Source organism: Streptomyces sp. CA-179760 (genome assembly GCF_050937045.1).
Lineage (GTDB): Bacteria > Actinomycetota > Actinomycetes > Streptomycetales > Streptomycetaceae > Streptomyces.
This window is the reverse complement of the sequence record NZ_JBNJLZ010000001.1, coordinates 5,760,731-5,780,307: the sequence shown is the minus strand read 5'-3', so window position 1 is coordinate 5,780,307 and position 19,577 is coordinate 5,760,731. Positions and strand designations below refer to the sequence as shown.

The 19,577-nt window shown below is 70.8% G+C and carries 18 protein-coding genes, 1 tRNA gene and 1 pseudogene; 6 read left to right on the top strand and 14 right to left on the bottom strand.

Features of this window, described 5'->3' with window-relative positions; genetic code table 11:
• Positions 1-59: 59 nt before the first annotated feature.
• Positions 60-248 (top strand): helix-turn-helix transcriptional regulator, encoded by a 189-nt coding sequence (locus ACQEV8_RS26305; protein ID WP_432964764.1) that lies wholly within the window; start codon positions 60-62, stop codon positions 246-248.
• Positions 249-307: 59 nt separating this feature from the next.
• Positions 308-1,687, top strand: coding sequence for a tyrosine-type recombinase/integrase (locus ACQEV8_RS26300; protein ID WP_432964761.1), 1,380 nt, complete (start codon positions 308-310; stop codon positions 1,685-1,687).
• Positions 1,688-1,862: 175 nt separating this feature from the next.
• Here ACQEV8_RS26300 and ACQEV8_RS26295 read toward each other — a convergent pair.
• Positions 1,863-1,944: transfer RNA gene (locus tag ACQEV8_RS26295), tRNA-Tyr, on the bottom strand.
• A gap of 221 nt (positions 1,945-2,165) precedes the next feature.
• On the opposite strand from ACQEV8_RS26295, the gene ACQEV8_RS26290 reads away from it, so the two are divergent.
• Entirely contained in the window at positions 2,166-2,654 is a 489-nt protein-coding gene (locus tag ACQEV8_RS26290; protein WP_432964758.1) for a YajQ family cyclic di-GMP-binding protein, read from the top strand.
• Positions 2,655-2,759: 105 nt separating this feature from the next.
• Here the strand turns inward: ACQEV8_RS26290 and ACQEV8_RS26285 are convergent, their stop codons facing one another.
• Entirely contained in the window at positions 2,760-3,026 is a 267-nt protein-coding gene (locus ACQEV8_RS26285) for a GlsB/YeaQ/YmgE family stress response membrane protein (RefSeq protein ID WP_432964755.1), read from the bottom strand.
• A gap of 193 nt (positions 3,027-3,219) precedes the next feature.
• Here ACQEV8_RS26285 and ACQEV8_RS26280 point away from each other — a divergent pair, with 193 nt between their 5' ends.
• Entirely contained in the window at positions 3,220-4,521 is a 1,302-nt protein-coding gene (locus ACQEV8_RS26280) for an APC family permease (protein WP_432964752.1), read from the top strand.
• A 168-nt stretch (positions 4,522-4,689) separates the two neighbouring features.
• Here the strand turns inward: ACQEV8_RS26280 and ACQEV8_RS26275 are convergent, their stop codons facing one another.
• The 12 genes and pseudogenes from ACQEV8_RS26275 to ACQEV8_RS26220 all read right to left on the bottom strand — a co-directional run bounded on the left by ACQEV8_RS26275 (position 4,690) and on the right by ACQEV8_RS26220 (position 16,577).
• Positions 4,690-5,082 carry a YccF domain-containing protein gene (locus ACQEV8_RS26275; RefSeq protein ID WP_432964749.1) on the bottom strand — a complete coding sequence of 131 codons (393 nt, stop codon included), beginning with the start codon at positions 5,080-5,082 and terminating at the stop codon, positions 4,690-4,692.
• Entirely contained in the window at positions 5,079-5,942 is an 864-nt protein-coding gene (gene htpX / locus ACQEV8_RS26270; protein WP_432964742.1) for a zinc metalloprotease HtpX, read from the bottom strand. The genes ACQEV8_RS26275 and htpX overlap by 4 nt, the downstream gene beginning before the upstream one ends.
• Before the next feature lie 238 nt (positions 5,943-6,180).
• Entirely contained in the window at positions 6,181-7,704 is a 1,524-nt protein-coding gene (locus ACQEV8_RS26265; protein ID WP_432964739.1) for an NADH-quinone oxidoreductase subunit N, read from the bottom strand.
• Positions 7,701-9,275 (bottom strand): complex I subunit 4 family protein, encoded by a 1,575-nt coding sequence (locus tag ACQEV8_RS26260; protein ID WP_432964736.1) that lies wholly within the window; start codon positions 9,273-9,275, stop codon positions 7,701-7,703. The genes ACQEV8_RS26265 and ACQEV8_RS26260 overlap by 4 nt, the downstream gene beginning before the upstream one ends.
• Before the next feature lie 6 nt (positions 9,276-9,281).
• On the bottom strand, positions 9,282-11,276 hold the full coding sequence (locus ACQEV8_RS26255) for an NADH-quinone oxidoreductase subunit 5 family protein (RefSeq protein WP_432964733.1): 1,995 nt from the start codon (positions 11,274-11,276) through the stop codon (positions 9,282-9,284).
• Positions 11,273-11,701 carry an NADH-quinone oxidoreductase subunit NuoK gene (nuoK, locus tag ACQEV8_RS26250; protein WP_432964730.1) on the bottom strand — a complete coding sequence of 143 codons (429 nt, stop codon included), beginning with the start codon at positions 11,699-11,701 and terminating at the stop codon, positions 11,273-11,275. Before nuoK ends, ACQEV8_RS26255 begins: the two co-directional genes overlap by 4 nt.
• On the bottom strand, positions 11,701-12,375 hold the full coding sequence (locus ACQEV8_RS26245) for an NADH-quinone oxidoreductase subunit J family protein (RefSeq protein WP_432964727.1): 675 nt from the start codon (positions 12,373-12,375) through the stop codon (positions 11,701-11,703). Before ACQEV8_RS26245 ends, nuoK begins: the two co-directional genes overlap by 1 nt.
• Positions 12,372-12,923: a NuoI/complex I 23 kDa subunit family protein gene (locus ACQEV8_RS26240; protein ID WP_432964724.1), complete on the bottom strand. Its 552-nt coding sequence runs from the start codon at positions 12,921-12,923 to the stop codon at positions 12,372-12,374. The genes ACQEV8_RS26245 and ACQEV8_RS26240 overlap by 4 nt, the downstream gene beginning before the upstream one ends.
• Positions 12,924-12,925: 2 nt before the next feature.
• Positions 12,926-13,894, bottom strand: a complete 969-nt coding sequence (locus ACQEV8_RS26235) for a complex I subunit 1/NuoH family protein (RefSeq protein ID WP_432964721.1) — start codon at positions 13,892-13,894, stop codon at positions 12,926-12,928.
• Positions 13,895-14,520: 626 nt separating this feature from the next.
• A pseudogene (locus ACQEV8_RS26230) lies at positions 14,521-15,556 on the bottom strand (NADH-quinone oxidoreductase subunit C); the annotation flags it as partial.
• Complete coding sequence (locus ACQEV8_RS26225) at positions 15,553-16,179, bottom strand: NADH-quinone oxidoreductase subunit B (protein ID WP_432964718.1); 627 nt, start codon at positions 16,177-16,179, stop codon at positions 15,553-15,555. The pseudogene ACQEV8_RS26230 and the gene ACQEV8_RS26225, both read right to left, overlap by 4 nt.
• Entirely contained in the window at positions 16,170-16,577 is a 408-nt protein-coding gene (locus ACQEV8_RS26220) for an NADH-quinone oxidoreductase subunit A (protein ID WP_010041427.1), read from the bottom strand. Before ACQEV8_RS26220 ends, ACQEV8_RS26225 begins: the two co-directional genes overlap by 10 nt.
• 223 nt (positions 16,578-16,800) lie before the next feature.
• Here ACQEV8_RS26220 and ACQEV8_RS26215 point away from each other — a divergent pair, with 223 nt between their 5' ends.
• Positions 16,801-18,027, top strand: coding sequence for a sensor histidine kinase (locus tag ACQEV8_RS26215; protein WP_432964714.1), 1,227 nt, complete (start codon positions 16,801-16,803; stop codon positions 18,025-18,027).
• A 137-nt stretch (positions 18,028-18,164) separates the two neighbouring features.
• Positions 18,165-19,529 (top strand): sensor histidine kinase, encoded by a 1,365-nt coding sequence (locus tag ACQEV8_RS26210; protein WP_432964711.1) that lies wholly within the window; start codon positions 18,165-18,167, stop codon positions 19,527-19,529.
• The last annotated feature ends 48 nt before the right edge of the window (positions 19,530-19,577 follow it).

Here is a 19,577-nt window from a genome sequence, read left to right as displayed (position 1 = left end):
CAGGTAGCGGACTTTTGAGAAGGCCCCTGGACGCCTCACCCCGAGAAGGAGTCACCGCCTTGGCCCGCCCCAAGATGCTCAAGCTCCCGGAAGTCCTCGAAGAGATCGAGATGAGCCGCGCCGCCTTCTACCGCATGCGCGCCCGCGGACAGGCTCCGAAGCTCATCAAGCTCCCCAACGGACAGCTCCGTTGTCGCCGGGATGACCTCGATGCGTGGTGGTCGTCCATCGAAGACGCTGCCGCCTGACCGCCTCCCGCACGCGAGACACGAGGGGCCCGCTCCCGGCGGGCCCCTCTGGAGTTCATATGGCACTGACCTACGACGTTCGCCTCTACTCCATCGAGGTCCGCAAGGATCGCCCGAAGCCCTACCGCCTGCGCTGGCTGGTCGGGGAACGAAAGCACTCCAAGAGCTACACACTCAAAGTCCAGGCCGAGGGGCGCCGCTCGGAACTCATGTCCGCTGTGCGGCGTGGCGACCAGTTCGACGAGGAAACGGGCCTGCCCGTATCCGAGTTGCGCGCCAAGCAGGGCTCCATCACCTGGTACGAGCACAGCCGCGCGTACGTCGACCGCAAGTGGGCGCTCGCCCCGGCGAAATCGCGGAAGAACTACGCCGATGCGCTGGCGACAATCACGCCCGCGCTCGTGAAGACGAAGACTGGGATGCCCGACACCGCGCTTATGCGACGCGCGCTGTACGGGTGGGCATACAACCGGAACCGCTGGAACGAGACTCCGCCGGACGATGTGGCGCGCGCCCTCGCCTGGATCTCCAAGCACTCCATGCCGGTCTCCGCGCTGGAGGACCCGGCGACCGTGCGTTTGGCCCTGGACGCGCTGTCCCTACGGCTGGACGGGAAGGAGGCATCGCCACGCACCGCGAAGCGCAAGCGTGCCTGCTTGAGTGACGTCCTCGGACTCGCCGTGGAAGAGCAGTACTTCACCATGCCGGTGAACCCGATCACGGCCGTGAAGTGGACCGCCCCGAAGTCGGTCGAAGCGGTGGACCCTGAGAGCGTCGCCAACCCCCGCCAGGTCCGAGCGTTGCTGGCCGGGGTGCGTGAGCAGGGCCCGCGTGGGCTGCACCTGGAAGCGTTCTTCGGGTGCCTGTACTACGCGGCCATGCGCCCCGCCGAGGCCGCCGGACTGCAAGTGAGCCAGTGTCACCTCCCGGAAACAGGATGGGGGATGCTCACCCTGCGGCAAGGGGTTGTCCGGGCGGGACGGAGCTGGACCGACGACGGGTCGGCGCATGAGATGCGTCACCTCAAGGCCCGCGCCAAGAAGGACTCCCGCCCGGTGCCGATCCCGCCGCACTTCGTTCGCCTGCTGCGGCAGCACATCGCCACCCACGGCACGGCGCCCGATGGTCGGCTCTTTCGGACGAACCGCGATGGCCTGCTGCAGGAGACCGGCTATGGGGAGGTGTGGGCCAAGGCCCGGAAGGACGTGCTGAGCGAGACGGAAACGGCCTCGCTGCTGGCCCGCCGCCCCTACGACCTGCGACACGCCGGCGTCTCGTTCTGGCTCAGCTCCGGGGTAGACGCGATGGAGTGCGCCCGCCGCGCTGGCCACAGCATCGCGGTGCTGCACAAGGTGTACGCCAAGGTGCTTGACCAGACGCGGGAGCGTGCGAACTCCCGGATCGATGCAGCCCTGCGAGAGTGGAACGAGCCGGAGTGATCATGCTCTCCCCCGGGGGACACCTGGGGGACACGCACTGATCAACAGTGGGATACGGGCGGCACGAGGTGAGACACGTCCACGCCCCCGTCCACGACGAATCGAACAGGGAGGGCCAACGAAAAACCCCCTCCGACCAGGTGAATAACCTGATCAGAGGGGGTCTTCCCCAGTGTGGCGGCGCCAGGATTCGAACCTGGGAAGGCTGAGCCGGCAGATTTACAGTCTGCTCCCTTTGGCCGCTCGGGCACACCGCCGGGGGTTGCTGCCCTTCGAACCGCTTTTCGGCGGCGCTCCGTGGCAACGACGTAAACAATACCTGATGTGGAGGGGTGCTTCGCCACCCGATTGATCGGCGCCCGGAGGGCGGGGGGTGGCTAGGCTTGTCCGGATGCGGCCCGGGACCTGAACGGGACCGGCGGCCGCCCACGTACGCCGGTACGCACGATACGCACCCCGATACAAGGAGCCACAGGACATGGCCGACTCCAGTTTCGACATCGTCTCGAAGGTCGAGCGGCAGGAGGTCGACAACGCACTCAACCAGGCCGCCAAGGAGATCTCGCAGCGCTACGACTTCAAGGGCGTGGGCGCCTCGATCTCGTGGTCCGGTGAGCAGATCCTCATGGAGGCGAACTCCGAGGACCGGGTGAAGGCGATCCTCGACGTCTTCCAGTCCAAGCTGATCAAGCGCGGTATCTCGCTGAAGGCTCTGGACGCGGGCGAGCCCCAGCTCTCCGGCAAGGAGTACAAGATCTTCGCTTCGATCAAGGAGGGCATCTCCCAGGACAACGCGAAGAAGGTGGCGAAGACCATCCGCGACGAGGGCCCGAAGGGTGTGAAGGCGCAGGTGCAGGGCGAGGAGCTGCGGGTCAGCTCCAAGAACCGTGACGATCTGCAGGCCGTCATCGCCCTGCTCAAGGACAAGGACTACGACTTCGCCCTGCAGTTCGTGAACTACCGGTAGATCCGGTCGGGTCCTCGGGGCTCACGGTTTGCACAGGTACGAGGAAGGGTGGGCACCTGCCGGTGTCCACCCTTCTCGCTTGCCGGCTGCGGTCGGTGGGCGCGTTCAGTTGCGCGAGTTGCCGAACAGGAGGCGGTAGGCGACCAGGAGGACGAGCGATCCGCCGATCGCCGCGGCCCAGGTCGTGCCGTCGTAGAAGTCCTTGGTGATCGGGTGGTCCATCCAGCGGGCCGATATCCAGCCGCCGATGAACGCGCCCACGATGCCGATCAAGGTCGTGCCGATGAGGCCGCCCGGGTCGCGCCCCGGCAGCAGGAACTTCGCGATGGCTCCGGCCAACAGTCCCAGGATGATCCAGCTGATAATGGTCATGCCGTGAACCTGCCCTTTCACGCTGTGCCCGCACTGTCCCGGCCATGTGATCTTGCTCCCGGCAGGCCGTGCCCGTGCGTCGTACGTCGGGTGTATCGCGCGCGTCGTCCTTGCCGCGCGCTTTCACGCCGTCTTGGTGGGGTGGACGCCCTGACGGCACCTGCCGGTTGCACTGATCCGTAGGGTGCGGAGCATGCCAGCCTCCGATTCCGGACTGCGCCGTACCCTCGGCGTGAGAGACGCCGTCGTCATCGGACTCGGCTCGATGATCGGAGCCGGGATCTTCGCCGCCCTCGCGCCGGCGGCGCACGCGGCCGGGTCCGGGCTGCTCCTCGGGCTCGCCGTCGCCGCCGTGGTCGCCTATTGCAACGCCACGTCGTCGGCTCGCCTCGCCGCCCGGTATCCCGCCTCGGGCGGCACGTACGTCTACGGGCGTGAGCGGCTCGGGGAGTTCTGGGGGTATCTCGCGGGCTGGGCGTTCGTGGTCGGGAAGACGGCCTCCTGTGCGGCGATGGCGCTCACCGTTGGCACGTACGTCTGGCCGGGGCAGGCGCATGCGGTGGCGGTCGCGGCCGTGGTGGCGCTGACCGCGGTGAACTACGGCGGGATCCAGAAGTCCGCGTGGCTGACTCGGGTGATCGTGGCGGTGGTCCTGGCCGTCCTCGCTTCCGTCGTGGTCGGGTGCATGGTGTCCGGTGCGGCGGACGCCGGGCGGCTGGACGTCGGGGCCTCGGGCGGCGCGGGCGGAGTGCTTCAGGCGGCAGGCCTGCTGTTCTTCGCGTTCGCCGGCTACGCCCGTATCGCGACCCTCGGTGAGGAGGTACTCGACCCGGCGCGCACCATTCCGCGCGCGATTCCGCTGGCGTTGGGCATCACACTCGTGGTCTACGCGTGCGTGGCGGTGGCTGTCCTTTCGGTGCTCGGGTCGGACGGTCTCGTGGACGCGGCGGCGCCATTGGCCGACGCGGTGCGGGCGGCTGGGGCGCCCTGGCTCGTGCCGGTGGTGCGGGTCGGTGCGGCCGTGGCCGCGCTGGGCTCACTGCTGGCTTTGATCCTCGGGGTCTCGCGGACGACGCTGGCCATGGCCCGGGACCGGCATCTGCCGGGGGCGCTGGCGGCCGTGCATCCGCGGTTCCAGGTGCCGCACCGGGCGGAGCTGGCGGTGGGTGGGGTGGTCGCGGTCCTGGCCGCCACGGTGGACGTCCGGGGCGCGATCGGGTTCTCCTCCTTCGGTGTGCTGGCGTATTACGCCGTGGCCAACGCGTCGGCCTGGACGCTGGATTCGGCATCGGCTTCGGAATCGATGTCGGAATCGACTTCGGATTCAGCGACGTTCACGGCTCGGGTGGTGGCGGGAGTCGGGCTGGCCGGGTGCGTGATGCTGGCGTTCTCGCTGCCGGCGGTATCGGTGGTCGTGGGAGCGGGTGTGCTGGTGGTGGGCGCGGTTGTGTACGGAGTGCGGCGGTGGGCGGGGGCCGGGGCGGGGAGGGCGTAGGACCGCGGGGCGGTCGGCGCAGACACTCCGCCACTGGTGCTGGTCAGGCTCGCTGCCTGGCAACTGCTCGATCCCGGTCATGGGTTCATCATGCATACCGCCGCTGACAGCCGGGCGGGCCTGTGGACAACCCCCGGCCTGTGGAAACCGGCCCGCGTGGCCCCGCGATCAGCGTGCCGTGAACGGCTCGTCGGTCCGGACGATGTCGCGGCCGAGCGGGAGCAGCGAGACCGGGATGAGCTTGAAGTTGGCGATGCCGAGCGGGATGCCGATGATCGTGACGCACAGGGCGATGCCGGTGGCGATGTGGCCGAGGGTCAGCCACCAGCCCGCGAGCACCAGCCAGAGCGCGTTGCCCACGCAGGACGGCGCGCCCGCGTCATGGCGCTCGACCGTCGTGTACCCGAAGGGCCACAGGGCGTAGACGCCGATACGGAAGGCCGCGACGCCGAACGGGATCCCGATGATGGTGATACAGAGGAGCAGGCCCGCCAGCATGTAGGCGAGGAACAGCCAGAAGCCGCTCAGGACGAGCCATATGACATTGAGAATGGTCCTCATTGGTTCCCACCTGCCATCTTCTCTAGCCGGGCGATGCGTTCCGCCATAGGCGGGTGCGTGGAGAACATCTTCGAGAGGCCCTGGCCGGGGCGGAACGGGTTCGCGATCATCATGTGACTGGCGGTCTCGATGCGCGGCTCGGGGGGCAGCGGGAGCTGCTTCGTGCCGATTTCGAGCTTGCGCAGGGCGCTGGCCAGGGCGAGTGGGTCGCCGGTGAGCTGGGAGCCGGAGGCGTCCGCCTGGTACTCCCGGGAGCGGCTGATGGCCAGTTGGATGAGCGAGGCGGCGAGCGGGCCCAGGATCATGATCAGCAGCATGCCGAGCAGGCCGGGGCCGTCATCGTCGTCCGACCGCCCGATCGGAATCAGCCAGGCGAAGTTGACCAGGAACATGATCACGGAGGCGAGGGCACCGGCGACCGACGAGATGAGGATGTCGCGGTTGTAGACGTGGCTGAGCTCGTGGCCGATGACGCCGCGCAGCTCCCGCTCGTCCAGGAGGCGCAGGATTCCTTCGGTGCAGCACACGGCGGCGTTGCGCGGGTTGCGGCCCGTGGCGAAGGCGTTCGGCGCCTCCGTCGGGGAGATGTACAGACGCGGCATGGGCTGGCGGGCCTGGGTGGAGAGCTCGCGGACCATGCGGTAGAGCCCCGGGGCCTCGAACTCGCTCACCGGGCGGGCCCGCATCGCGCGCAGCGCCAGTTTGTCGCTGTTCCAGTAGGCGTACGCGTTGGTGGCCAGCGCTACCAGTACGGCGATGACGAGCCCCATGCGGCCGAAAAAGCTGCCGATGACGATGATGAGGGCGGACAGTCCTCCCAGGAGGACTGCGGTCCTGAGCCCGTTGTGCCGGCGGTGCACGGTACGCCCTCCAAGTGGTGCGGCAGGGGGACCCTTGCTCGGTGATCTGCGGTGCCACTGGTGCCGTGAGGTCACGTCCAGTGGACCCTCCCGTACTGGTCAACGCCAGGCGGGGGGCACTAGTTCCCTTGTGCGTGCGGCGGCGGGTATGGGCCGTCCGGGTGAACGGAGCCGGGAAGCGGCACGCGCGCGTGGGGAGGCGGGTGCCCCACGCGCGCGTGGCGAAAGCGGCTGTCGTTCAGAAGAGCGCTGTGTCGGTGAAGCGCAGGACGAGCTGCGGTGCCCCGGACAGGAGGATGCCGAGGACACCGGTCAGAGCGATAGCGGCGGTGAGAGGGGCGGGGACGCGGTGCTTCTGGGGCTCGCCCTCGGGGGCGCGGAAGAGCAGGGTCGTCCACTGGAGGTAGTAGAACAGCGCGATGACGACGTTGACGGCCATGATCACGGCCAGCCAGCCGAGGCCGGCGTCGACGGCCGCCGCGAAGACCGTGACCTTCGCGAAGAGGCCGATGACGCCCGGCGGCAGTCCGGCGAGGCAGAGCAGGAAGAACGCGAGGAGCAGGGCGGACAGGGGGTTCGACGCGTACAGGCCGCGGTAGTCGGCGACGCGGTTGCGGGGCCTCGTCCGGCCGACGAGCGCGGCCACGGCGAAGGCGCCGAGGTTCACCGCGCCGTACATCAGGGCGTAGGCGACGGTGGAGCCGACCGACTTCTCGGCGTCCCCGGAGTACGCGGCGGCGGCGATCGGTACGAGCAGGTAGCCGGCCTGGCCGACGGACGACCAGGCCAGCAGGCGGACCGCGCTGTACGCGCGCGTGGCCTGCTGGCGCAGGGCTCCCACGTTGCCCACGGTCATGGTGAGCGCGGCCAGGACCGCCAGGGCCGGGCCCCAGAGATGGGCGTACGACGGGAGGGCCACGATCGTGACGAGGATCAGGCCGCTGAAGCCGACCGCCTTGCCGATGACCGACAGGTAGGCGGCGATGGGCAGGGGCGCCCCCACGTAGGTGTCGGGCACCCAGAAGTGGAAGGGCACGGCGGCTGTCTTGAAGGCGAAGCCGACGAGGGTGAGGACGACGCCGGTCTGGGCGAGCGTGTGGAGCTGTCCGTCGACGTTCTGGATGCGGTCGGCGACCTGAGTGAGGTACAGGGTGCCCGTGGAGGCGTACAGGAAGCTGATGCCCATGAGGCTGACCGCTGTCGCGGTGACCGAGGACAGAAAGAACTTCAGGGCGGCTTCGGAGGACTTCCGGTCGCCGTACTTCAGGCCGACCAGCGCGAAGGCCGGCAGGGAGGCGACCTCCAGGGCGACGATCAGGGTCGCGAGGTCGCGGGAGGCCGGCAGGAGAGCGGCGCCGGCCGCGGAGGACAGCAGCAAGAACCAGTACTCCCCTTCGGGGAGCTCCTTGCGTCCGTCCTTCAGGGCGGTGACCGACAGGAGGGCGGTGAGGAGGGCCCCGCCGAGGACCAGGAACTGGATGACCAGGGTGAAGCGGTCGGCCGTGTAGCTGCAGACAGTGGCGTCGCCGGTCAGGCAGAAGGTGCTGCGGTCGCCGTCCAGGAGGGGCAGCAGCATGAGTGTGGCGGCGGCCAGGCCCGCCACCGACGTCCAGCCGAGCAGCGCCTTCCGGTGCTCGGCGACGAACAGGTCGGCGACCAGGACGACGAGTCCGACGACCGCCGCGAGGGTGGGCGGCGCGATCGCGAGCCAGTCGACGGACTGGACCAGCGACGCGGCCAGGGGCTGGGCCGGGGAGCTCATCGGTTGCCTCCTGCGAGGAGCTGCTGGACGGCCGGGTCGCTCAGGCCGAGGAGAGCCTTGGGCCACAGGCCCGCGACGACGGTGAGGGCGACGAGCGGGGTCCAGGCCGCGAACTCGTACGAACGCACGTCGGTCAGCTTCGGAGCGTCCTGGGGCAGGACGCCCATGCAGACGCGGCGGACCACGATCAGCAGGTACGCGGCCGTCAGCAGGGTGCCGAACGCGCCGATCGCCATGAAGGTGAGGAAGGCGGGTCGGCTGAGGCCCGCGGCGGGCTGGAACGCGCCGAACAGGGCCAGCATCTCGCCCCAGAAGCCGGCCAGGCCGGGCAGGCCGAGCGAGGCGACCGCGGCGAAGGCGAGCAGGCCGCCGAGGCGCGGGGCCTTGCCGTAGAGCGCGGCTCCGGTCTCCTCGGCGAGGGTGTCGAGGTCGGTGGTGCCGGTGCGGTCCTTCAGCGCGCCGACCAGGAAGAAGAGGAGGCCGGTGATGAGGCCGTGGGCGATGTTGGCGAAGAGGGCACCGTTCACACCGGTCGGAGTCATGGTGGCGATGCCGAGCAGGACGAAGCCCATGTGACCGACGGACGAGTAGGCGATGAGGCGCTTGAGATCGCCCTTCGCGCCCTGCTTGGCGAGGGCCAGGCAGGCCAGGGATCCGTAGATGATGCCGACGACGGCGAGCGCCGCGAGGTAGGGCGCGAAGGTGCGGAAGCCGTCGGGCGCGATGGGCAGCAGGATCCGGACGAATCCGTATGTACCCATCTTGAGCAGGACGCCGGCCAGCAGGACCGAGCCGACGGTCGGCGCGGCGGTGTGGGCGTCGGGCAGCCAGCTGTGCAGCGGCCACATCGGCGTCTTGACCGCGAGCCCGATACCGATCGACAAAACGGCGATGACCTGCACGGATGTGGTCAGCGACCGGCCGTTGTCAGTGGCGAGTGCCATCATGTCGAACGTGCCCGCCTCGAGCCCGATCAGGAGCAGGCCGAGCAGCATGACCACGGAGCCGAGCAGCGTGTAGAGGATGAACCGCCAGGCGGCCTGGCTCCGGCCCTCACCGCCCCAGCGGGCGATGAGGAAGTACATCGGGATGAGGACCATCTCGAAGGCGAGGAAGAACAGCAGCAGGTCGAGGACGGCGAAGGTCGCGAGGGTGCCGGACTCGAGGACGAGCAGCAGGGCGACGAAGGCCTTCGGGGCCGGACCCGCAGGCATCTTGAAGTACGAGTAGAGCGCGCAGAGGAAGGTCAGCAGCGCGGTCAGGACCAGAAGGGGGAGGGAGATGCCGTCGATGCCGAGGTGGATGCGTACGTCGAGTGCGGGGATCCAGCTGATGTCCGTGCTGGCCTGCATCTTCGACGGCTGGTCGTGGTCGAAGCCGAGCGCGAGGACGATCGCCGCGATGAGGACCGCGCCGGTGACGGTGACGCCGTGCCGGAGCACCGCCTGCTCGGGGGACTTCCCCTTCAGCCCAGGGGGAGCCGGCAGGAGAGCCGCGGCGGCGCCGAGGAGCGGGCCGACGACGATGAACGCCAGAAGGACCTGCATCACGGACTCGTTGATATCGATCACGCCTGCTCACGCTCCCGTGGCGACGAGGACGGCGGCGACCGCGAGGACGACGGTGCCGGCGAGCAGCGCGCTCACATAGGTCTGGACGTTGCCGGTCTGGGCGCGTCGTACGGCGGCGCCGAGCCAGCGGGGCAGCGCACCCGCACCGCGTACATAGGTCTCCACGACCTCGCGGTCGAGGAACCGGACGAGGCTCGCTCCGGCCTGGACCGGGCGGACGAAGAGCGCCGTGTACACGGCGTCCAGGTGGAAGCCGGCGGCCGCGTGCCGGTGCAGGGGGCCGAGCAGGAGCCGTCCCGGGTCGGCGGGGTCGGGCGCGTAGGCGATGTCGCCGTAGGCCGGCTCGTGGGTGGCGATGGCCTCGGCTTCGACCTGGGCGGCGTCGCCCTCGGGGTGGGCGGCGACCGCGCCGAGCGGGACACGGGCCGCGAGCGCGGTGGTGTGCCGCCAGGCGCCGTAGGTGACGATGCCGCCGACCAGGGCCACGCCCGTGCCGAGCACGGAGGTGGTGAGGGTCGGGCCGAGGTCCCGGCCGTCGAACCAGTCGGGCAGCAGGCGGAACGCGAATCCGCCGAGGGCCAGGGAGGGGACGGCCAGCACCCACAGCACGACGGTCATCGTCAGCGGCTCCTTGCCGTGGTCGGGGGCTTCGGTGCCCCGGCCCCGGAAGGCGAGCAGCCACAGGCGCATCGCGTAGGCGGCGGTGAGCACGGCCGTGAGCAGGCCGGCGACGAGGATGATCCAGCCAGCGGCGGCGGGGGCGTGCTCGGTGTGTCCGGTGACGACGTGCTCGGCGACACCGAGGACGGCCTCCTTGGAGAAGAAGCCGCTGAAGGGCGGGATCGCGGCGAGCGCGAGCAGCGCCACGGTCATCGTCCAGAAGGCATCGGGGACGCGGTCGCGCAGGTTCCGCATGCGGGACATGGCGGCGAGCGAGTTGGTGCCGGCGGCGTGGATGATCACGCCGGCGGCGAGGAACAGCAGCGCCTTGAAGGCGCCGTGGGACAGGAGGTGGAAGACGGCGGCTCCGCGGTCGCCGACGGCGAGGGCGCCGGTCATGTAGCCGAGCTGGCCGATCGTCGAATAGGCGAGGACGCGCTTGATGTCGTCCTGGGCGAGCGCTGCGAGCCCCGAGCCGGCCATCGTGACGGCGGCCATGACGGCGAGGACGACCATCGCGGCCTGGGAGGCCTCGAAGACCGGGAGGAGCCGGGCGATGAAGTAGACACCGGCGGCGACCATCGTCGCGGCGTGGATCAGCGCGGAGACGGGGGTCGGGCCCGCCATCGCGTCGGGGAGCCAGGTGTGCAGCGGGAACTGGGCCGACTTGCCCGCCACTCCCGCGAGGAGCAGCAGGGCGATCAGCGTCGGGTGGTCGAGTGAGCCGCTGGCGACGGCGCCGAGGACCTTCGTGATGCGGAAGGAGCCGGCGTCGGTGGCGAGGGCGAACAGGCCGATGAGGAAGGGGACGTCGCCGAGTTTGGTGACCAGGAAGGCCTTGAGGGAGGCGGCGCGGGCCTCCGGGGTCTCCCAGTAGTGGCCGACCAGGAAGTAGGAGCAGATGCCCATGACTTCCCAGCCGACCAGCAGCACGATCAGGTCGCCGGAGTAGACGACCAGGAACATCGCGGAGGTGAACAGGGAGACGAGGGCGGCGTACGAGGGGTAGCGCGGGTCTTCGCGCAGATAGCCCGTCGAGTAGATCTGCACGCAGGAGGCGACGAGGCCGACCACGATGGCGACGAGGGCGGCGAAGCCGTCGATGTGCAGGGCGAGTTCGATCGGGACCGAGCCGGTCGGGGTGAGTTCCGTGGCCGCGTTGACGGCCGTGTCACCACCCTGCCGTGCGGCGACCAGAGCGGCGATCGCCAGGGAGGCGAGGGTCGGCAGGACGGCGAGCGGGCGAACGAAGCCGGGTGCCGTGCGGCCCAGGAGTAGGCCGGCGGCGGCGCCGAGGAACGGAAGGAGAGGGACGAGGACGGCGAGGGTGGTCGTGGTCACGCGGTGGCCTCAGCCTTCTGGGCCTCGCCGGGCAGCTCGGCCGTGTGGGCGTCGCTGTCCTGGGCGTCGCTGTCGTGGCCGTCGGGGTCGTGGTCGTCAGGGCCGTGCCGTTCGGCGGTGTCGCGGAGCTTGTCGATGTCCGCGGTGCCGCGGTTGCGGTGGACGGCGAGGACGATCGCCAGGCCGATGCCGATCTCGGCGGCGGCGATGGCGATGGTGAACAGGGTCAGGGCCTGGCCGGAGTGCAGGGTCTCCTCGGCGGTCTTGCTGAGCCAGACGTCGAAGGCGACCAGGTTGAGGTTGACGGCGTTGAGCATCAGCTCGACGGACATCAGCACCAGGATCGCGTTGCGGCGGGCGAGGACACCGTAGAGGCCCGTGCAGAAGAGGAGGGCGGAGAGGACGGCGGGATAGGCGAGGTGCATCAGCGGGTGCCCTCCTTCTGGCTGCGGCCCTTTTCGCTCCGGTCCTTTTCGCTCCGGTCTCTTTCGCTGCGGTCCTTTTCGCTGCGGCCGGCCGGGTTGCCATCGGCTGGGGCGCTGTCGGGCGCGGTCGCCGCGTCGGTCTTCGCCTTGCGGGACAGGACGATCGCGCCGACCAGGGCGGCGAGGAGGAGGACGGAGAGGGCTTCGAAGGGGAGGACCCAGTTCTGGAAGAGGCTCGCGCCGGTGGCCTCGGTAGAACCGGCGGCGGGGCCGTTCAGGTCGATCCAGGTCGTGCGGAAGGCGTCGACGACGACCCAGACCAGGGCGGCGGCCGCGGCGAGGGCCACGGTGAGGGCCGCCCAGCGGTTGCCGGAGTCGGCGTCCGGGGAGCGGCCGATCGGGGCCCTGGTGAGCATCAGTCCGAACAGGAGGAGGACGACGACGGAACCGACGTAGATGAGGACCTGCACCCAGGCGATGAACTCGGCGGTGAGCAGGAGGTACTCGACGGCCAGGCCGCCGAGGGTCACCACCAGCCACAGGGCGGCGTGCACCAGTTGCCGGGTGGTGACGGTGACGATCGCGGCGCCGAAGGTGACCAGGCCGACGAGCAGGAAGGCGATCTCGACGCCGGTCGGGGAGAGGAAGCCGTGGCTCTCGGCGGCAAGGCTCACGACTCTCCCTCCTGCTGTTCTGCCTGGGCGGCCGCCAGTTTCTCGGCGGCCTTGCGGGCGGTGGCGACTTCCTTCGGCTCCTCCGCGGCGGGGTCGAGGGCCGGCGGGGCCGGGACGGTCCACATCCACTCGCGGAGCTTGTCGCGCTCGTGGGTGAGGTCGTGGATGTCGGTCTCGGCGTACTCGAACTCCGGAGACCAGAACAGGGCGTCGAAAGGACAGACCTCGATGCAGATACCGCAGTACATGCACAGGGAGAAGTCGATGGCGAAGCGGTCGAGGACATTGCGGCTGCGTTCGCGGCCGCCGGGAGTCGCCGCCGGGACCGTCTCCTTGTGGGAGTCGATGTAGATGCACCAGTCCGGGCACTCGCGGGCGCACAGCATGCAGACCGTGCAGTTCTCCTCGAACAGGCCGATCACACCGCGGGTGCGGGGCGGGAGGTCGGGCTGGGCGTCCGGGTACTGCGCGGTGACGGACTTCTTCGTCATCGTGCGGAGGGTGACGGCCAGGCCCTTGGCGAGGCCACTACCAGGAATGGGGGCCATGGTTACTGGATCACCACCTTGACGACGCCGGTGAGGGCGATCTGGGCGAGGGACAGGGGGACGAGGAGGGTCCAGGCGAGCTTCTGGAGCTGGTCCTCGCGCAGGCGCGGGTAGGTGACGCGCAGCCAGATCACGAGGAAGGCGAGGACTGCGGTCTTCAGCAGGGTCCAGACCCAGCCGAGGCCGTCGGCGCCCCAGGGGCCGTGCCAGCCGCCCAGGAAGAGGACGGTGGTCAGACCGCACAGGACGACGATTCCGGCGTACTCGGCGAGGAGGAAGAGGGCGAAGCGGAGGCCGGTGTACTCGGTGTACGCGCCGAAGATGATCTCCGAGTCGGCGACGGGCATGTCGAAGGGCGGGCGCTGGAGTTCGGCGAGGCCGGCCACGAAGAAGACGATCGCGCCGACGATCTGCCAGGGCAGCCACCACCACTCGAAGGCGTCGAGGATGCCGGGGAGGGAGACGGTTCCGGCCGCCATCGCCACGGATGCGGCGGTGAGCAGCATCGGGAGTTCGTAGGCGAGGAGCTGGGCGGCGGTGCGGAGGCCGCCGAGGAGGGAGAACTTGTTCGCGGACGCCCAGCCGGCCATGAGCGAGCCCAGGACGCCGACGCCCATGACGGCCAGGACGAAGAAGACGCCCGCGTCGATGACCTGGCCGACGGCTCCTTCGCCGGGGCCGATGGGGATGGCGAGCAGGACGAGGAGGTACGGCAGCAGGGCGACGGCGGGAGCCAGTTGGAAGATACGGCGGTCCGCGCCCGCGGGGACGACGTCCTCCTTCTGCGCGAACTTCACGCCGTCGGCGACCAGCTGGGCCCAGCCGTGGAAGCCGCCGGCGTACATGGGGCCGAGGCGGCCCTGCATGTGGGCCATGACCTTGTGTTCCGTCTGACCGATGATCAGGGGGAAGGTGAGGAAGACGACGAACACGATCAGGAGTCGCAGGGTGACGTCGAGCGCGTCGTTCACCGCGTGCCTCCTGTGGGGTCTTCGGGGTTGCCCGTGGGCTCCGTGGGCTCCGTGGGCTCCGTGGGCTCCGTGGTGTCTTGGGGGGTGCCCGTGTGCCCTGTGGGCTCCGTGGGCTGTGGCGGCTCGGGGGTCTGTGGCGGCTCGGGGGTCTCCGAGTCGTCCGAGGGCTCCGGAGTCGGCGACGGTCCGGGGTCGGGTTCGGGTGCCGGTTCGTCGAAGGCCGGGCGGGCGTGATGCCAGGGGGCGTCCGAGCTGCGCGGAGCAGTGCGGGCAGAACTGCCCGGCTGGCTGTCGCCTCGGTCGGACGCGGCGCGTTGGCTCGAGCTGCCCTCCGACGCGCTGCGCGCGCGGCGCGGTCCCGCCGACGGGGTCGGGGGTGCGGGCTCGGCGGCGGGAGACTCCGGCTGCCCCGGGGGCGGCGTCTCAGTGCCAGGCGCCGCTGCTTCGGAATCGGGCGTCGGGGACCCGGACTCGGGCGTCGGAGACTCCGGGCCGGTCGCCGGGGATTCCGATCCGCCGGGCGTCTGGCTCGCCGAGCCGTCCGCGGCGGTGCGGGTGCGACGAGGCGCGGCCGGGGACGAGGGGGCCGTATTCCCGTGCGTGGTCGTGCTCGCCGCCCCCTCGCGCGGGGCGGCCGGGGCCTGAGTGTCCGAGTCGCCCGCAGCGGCCTGGCTCGCCGACCCTTCCGCCGCCGTACGCGCCCGGCGCGGCCCGGCCGAAGCCGAACCTTCCGGAGCACCGGCAGCGGCCTGGCTCGCCGAACCTTCCCCCGCCGTGCGGTTGCGCCGGGGCCCCGTCGGAGCCGAAGCAGGCGACTCCCCGGCAGCGGCCTGGCTCGCCGAACCCTCCGCCGCCGTACGCGCCCGGCGCGGCCCAGCCGAAGCCGAACCTTCCGGAGCACCGACAGCGGCCTGGCTCGCCGAACCTTCCGCCGCCGTGCGCGCACGGCGCGGAGCAGTCGAGGCCGGAGTCTCCGGGGCGCCGGCAGCGGCCTGGCTCGCTGAGCCCTCCCCCGCCGAGCGTGCCCGCCGTACGGGGCGTTCGCCTGCGGCGCGGGGCGTCGTGCCTCGGGTCGGGCGGGACGGGGCCGGGGGAGTTGGCCCTTGAGGGGCCCCATTCGTTGGGGTCGGGGACGCCGGGAGGGAGCATCTGGCGGCGTTTGGGGCCGCCGTGTTCCGACTCGCCGGGTTCCTTCGCGCCGGGCCAGGCCTTGGCGACGCGGGCGGCCAGGACGAAGTCCTTGCGCAGGGGGTGGCCTTCGAAGCTGTCGGGCAGGAGCAGGTGGTCGAGTGCCGGGTGGCCTTCGAAGGCGATGCCGAACATCTCGTGCGTCTCGCGTTCGTGCCAGGCGGCGCCCGCGTAGACCCCGACCGCGGAGGGCAGGGCGGGGGTCTCGTGCGGGATCGTCGTTCGCAGGAGGAGGCGGCGGAGGGGGGACAGGGCCGCGATGTGGGCCGTGACACGGAAACCCGTGCCCGGTTCGTCGACCGCGCTCAGCCAGTCGAAGTAGGTGCAGCCGAGCCGGTCGCGGGCGGTCTCCAGGGCGGAGATCCAGGTCGCCGGGGGGACGTCGACCGTCAGGACCTCGTACGACTCCTCGGCCGTGGCGTCCGTACCGAAGAGTTCCTCGGCGCCGGTGGGCAGCCAGCCGACCGCGGTCATCGTCCCTCCCCCGACGCGGAGTCCGAGGCCGGGGCCGGCGGTCGCACCAGGCCGCTCTGCAGCGCCGCCGCCGACGGGCGTGCCGTGCCGTACCGCTCCTCCAGCGACTCGCGGGCGATCTTCTCCTGGAGCTTGAGGATGCCCTGGAGCAGCGCCTCGGGGCGGGGCGGGCAGCCGGGGACGTAGACGTCGACGGGGATGATCTGGTCCACGCCCTTGGTGACGGAGTACGAGTCCCAGTACGGGCCGCCGCAGTTGCTGCACGCGCCGAAGGAGATGACGTACTTGGGCTCCGGCATCTGCTCGTAGAGGCGCTTCACCGCCGGCGCCATCTTGTCCGTGACCGTGCCGGAGACGACCATGAGGTCGGCCTGGCGCGGGCCCGGGGCGAACGGGATGACGCCGAGCCGGATGAAGTCGTGGCGGGCCATCGACGCGGCGATGAACTCGATCGCGCAGCAGGCGAGGCCGAAGTTGAAGACCCAGAGCGAGTAGCGGCGGCCCCAGTTGAGGATCACCTTCATCGGCTCGGGTGCCAGGCGCGCGAGGGCGCCGAGCCGCTTCGGCTCGGGCAACAGAACGGGCTCGGGGCCGGCGGGGGTCACGTCGGGGGTCACGTCCATGCCAGGACGCCCTTCTTGTATGCGTAGAGCAGGCCCACGGCCAGGAAGCCGAGGAAGATGAACATCTCTACCAGGGTCGTCGCGCCGTAGCCGGGGGCGGCGAAGACGGTCGCCCAGGGGAACAGGAAGATCGAGTCGACGGCGAAGATCACGTAGAGGAAGGCGTAGACGTAGTAGCGGACCTGGGTGTGGGCCCAGCCCTCGCCGACGGGGTCGACGCCGCATTCGTACGTCAGGAGCTTCTCGGGCGTGGGGACCACGGGCCGCAGCAGGCGGCCGGCCCCGAAGGCGACGGCGACGAACAGCACGCCGACGACGGCGAGCAGTCCGACGACCGAATAGGACTGGAAGTAGTCCGCCGCGACGACGGTCGTGGTGACGACGGTCGGTTCCGGCACGTCCGTCCCTCGCTCCCTTGAAACTCGGACCTGGTCCCGCGACGGTCCCCCGGTTCACCCGGACGCCGCTGTTCGACGATCTGTACGCACGGGAGTCTAGGCCCTGATAAAGGCAGGGTAAGCAGCCCGTCACGCCCTGGCATGCGGGGGTGGGGTTTTCCTCAGTCGATCCTGGCGGTCCACCTCATGGCGCGGCTGCCCGCGGCCGGGCAGGCTGACGCGTATGACCGAACGCTTCCCGTCCCCCGGCTCGAAGGCGGCCGCGACGACGGCCGGGCAGGACGACCGCCCGCCGCCGCCCCGTTTCGCCTACGACCGGCACTCCTGGAAGGAGATCGCGCACCTCTTGGCGAACCTTCCTCTCTCCCTGCTCGGATTCACCTACGTCATGACGGTGCTGTTCACCAGCTCCTTGCTGACCGTCACGGTGATCGGGTTCCCGCTGCTCGCCGCCGGACTCATGGGCGCCCGGCAGTTGGGCAGGCTGGAGCGGGCGCGGGCCAGGGCGCTGCTCGGGGTGCGGGTGGACGAGCCGAGCCGGCTTCCGCTGCGCGGCTCGGGCGGCTTCCTCCCGTGGTTGTGGATGTCGGTGAAGGACCCGGTGGGCTGGCGTGCGGTGCTGTACGAGTTCATCCGGCTGCCGTGGGGCGTCCTCACCTTCACCATCACGCTGGCCTCGCTGTTCGTGCTGTGGCCGGTGCTGCCGTTCATCGCGCGGGGGCTGGCGGGCGTCGACCGGGCCATGGTGCGCGGGCTGCTGTCGCCCTCGGACGAGCTGGAGCGGCGCATCACCGAGCTGGAGTCGGACCGGGGGGTCGTGGTCGACGTGGCCGCGGCCGACCTGCGGCGCATCGAGCGGGATCTGCACGACGGGGCGCAGGCCCGGCTGGTGGCACTGGCCATGGGCCTCGGCCTGGCCAAGGAGAAGGTGCTGGAGGACCCCGACGCGGCGGCGGCGATGGTCGAGGAGGCCCACGGCGAGGTGAAGCTGGCGCTCCAGGAACTGCGGGATCTGGCCCGCGGTATCCATCCGGCGGTGCTGACCGACCGGGGCCTGGACGCGGCCCTGTCCTCGGTCGCCTCGCGCTGCACGGTCCCGGTGAAGGTGACGGCCGACCTGTCCGCGCGGCCGGCCGCGGCCATCGAGGGCATCGCCTACTTCACCGTCTCGGAGCTGCTGCAGAACGTCAGCAAGCACAGCCGGGCGAAGTCGGCGTCGGTGGACGTGTGGCGGACGGCCGACCGGCTCCTCATACAGGTGTGGGACGACGGACGCGGGGGCGCGAGTCTCGACGGCGGTACGGGGATGAAGGGGCTGGCCGACCGGCTGGGCGCCGTGGACGGCCTGTTCGTCCTGGAGTCGCCCGAGGGCGGCCCGACGACGGTCACGGCGGAGCTGCCGTGGCGCGACCGCACGGACGCCTCCGCCGCGGGCACCAGCAGCCGCTAGGCCGGGAAAGCACTGGTCCGGAGGTGGGGAAAACCCCCGTCCAAGACGCCGACGGACTCCATGGTCCGCCGACCTGCGGCGGAGCAGGGTGGAGGTATCGAGAGCACAGCCGCAGGACGAGGAGAAGGACGACGCCGATGGCCACGGAGTACGGACAGGGATACGGGCTCGACGGCGGGCCCGGGTACCCCGGGAGCACCGAACGACGGCGGCACCGGCTGCCCGTGGCGCTGCGGGCGCCGGTCGAGGGCCGCACCTGGCGCGAGCTCGGCCATGTGCTGCTCAGCCTGCCGATCAGCATCGTGCTGTTCGTCTACGCGGTGACGATGGTGTCGCTGGGGGCGGGACTGCTGGTGACGTTCCTCGGCGTGCCGGTGCTGGCGGCGGCGCTCGCCGGGTGCCGCGGCTTCGGGGCGATGGAGCGGTTCCGGGCGCGGGCGCTGCTGGACCTGGAGGTGGCCGAGCCGGAGCCGCTGCGGATGCGGAAGCCGGGGGCCATGGCGTGGATGGGCGCCGTCCTCAAGAGCGGCGCCTCGTGGCGGGCCCTGCTGTACGCGCTGCTGCAGCTGCCCTGGGCGGTGTTCTCGTTCGCCGTCGCCGTGAACGTGTGGGTGCTGGGCTGGGGGCTGCTGACGTATCCGCTGTGGTTCTGGGTGTTCCCGATGTACGCCGGGCAGGACGGGATCCAGCTGTACGGCGACGAGACGCACCGGGTCTACCTCGACAACCCCTTCGAGATCACGATGACCGCGCTGGTGGGGCTGCTGTTCACGATCGCCATGCCGTGGATCCTGCGGGCGCTGACCATGGTGGACCGGCTGCTGGTGCACGGGCTGCTCGGGCCGTCGCGGCTGGTCTCGCGGGTGGTGGAGCTGGAGTCGGACCGGGGGGTGGTGGTCGACACGGCCGCGGCCGACCTGCGGCGCATCGAGCGGGATCTGCACGACGGGGCGCAGGCCCGGCTGGTGGCGCTGGCCATGGATCTGGGGCTGGCGAAGGAGAAGCTCCAGGAGGACCCGGAGGCGGCCGCGCGGATGGTGGACGAGGCGCACGGCGAGGTGAAGACGGCCCTGCAGGAGCTGCGGGACCTGGCCCGGGGGATCCATCCCGCGGTACTGACCGACCGGGGTCTTGACGCGGCGCTGTCGGCGGTGGCCTCACGGTGCACGGTGCCGGTGCGGGTCGAGGTCGATCTGACGGAGCGGCCGGCGCCGGCGATCGAGGGGATCGCGTACTTCACGGTGTCGGAGCTGCTGCAGAACGTCAGCAAGCACGCGCGGGCGACCTGGGCGGGCGTGGAGGTCTGGCGGACCGAGAACCGGCTGATGCTGCAGGTCGTGGACAACGGTGCGGGCGGGGCCGACGTGTCCCAGGGCTCCGGTCTGGCGGGGCTGGCGGACCGGCTCGACGCGGTGGACGGGATCCTGGTCGTGGACTCGCCGGCGGGCGGGCCGACCCGGGTGACGGCGGAGTTGCCGTGGCGGGGCGCGTACGTGCGGTGACCTCCGGTCGGGGCGGTTGGTGAAGGGCGTTCCGGTGGGCATAGGCCG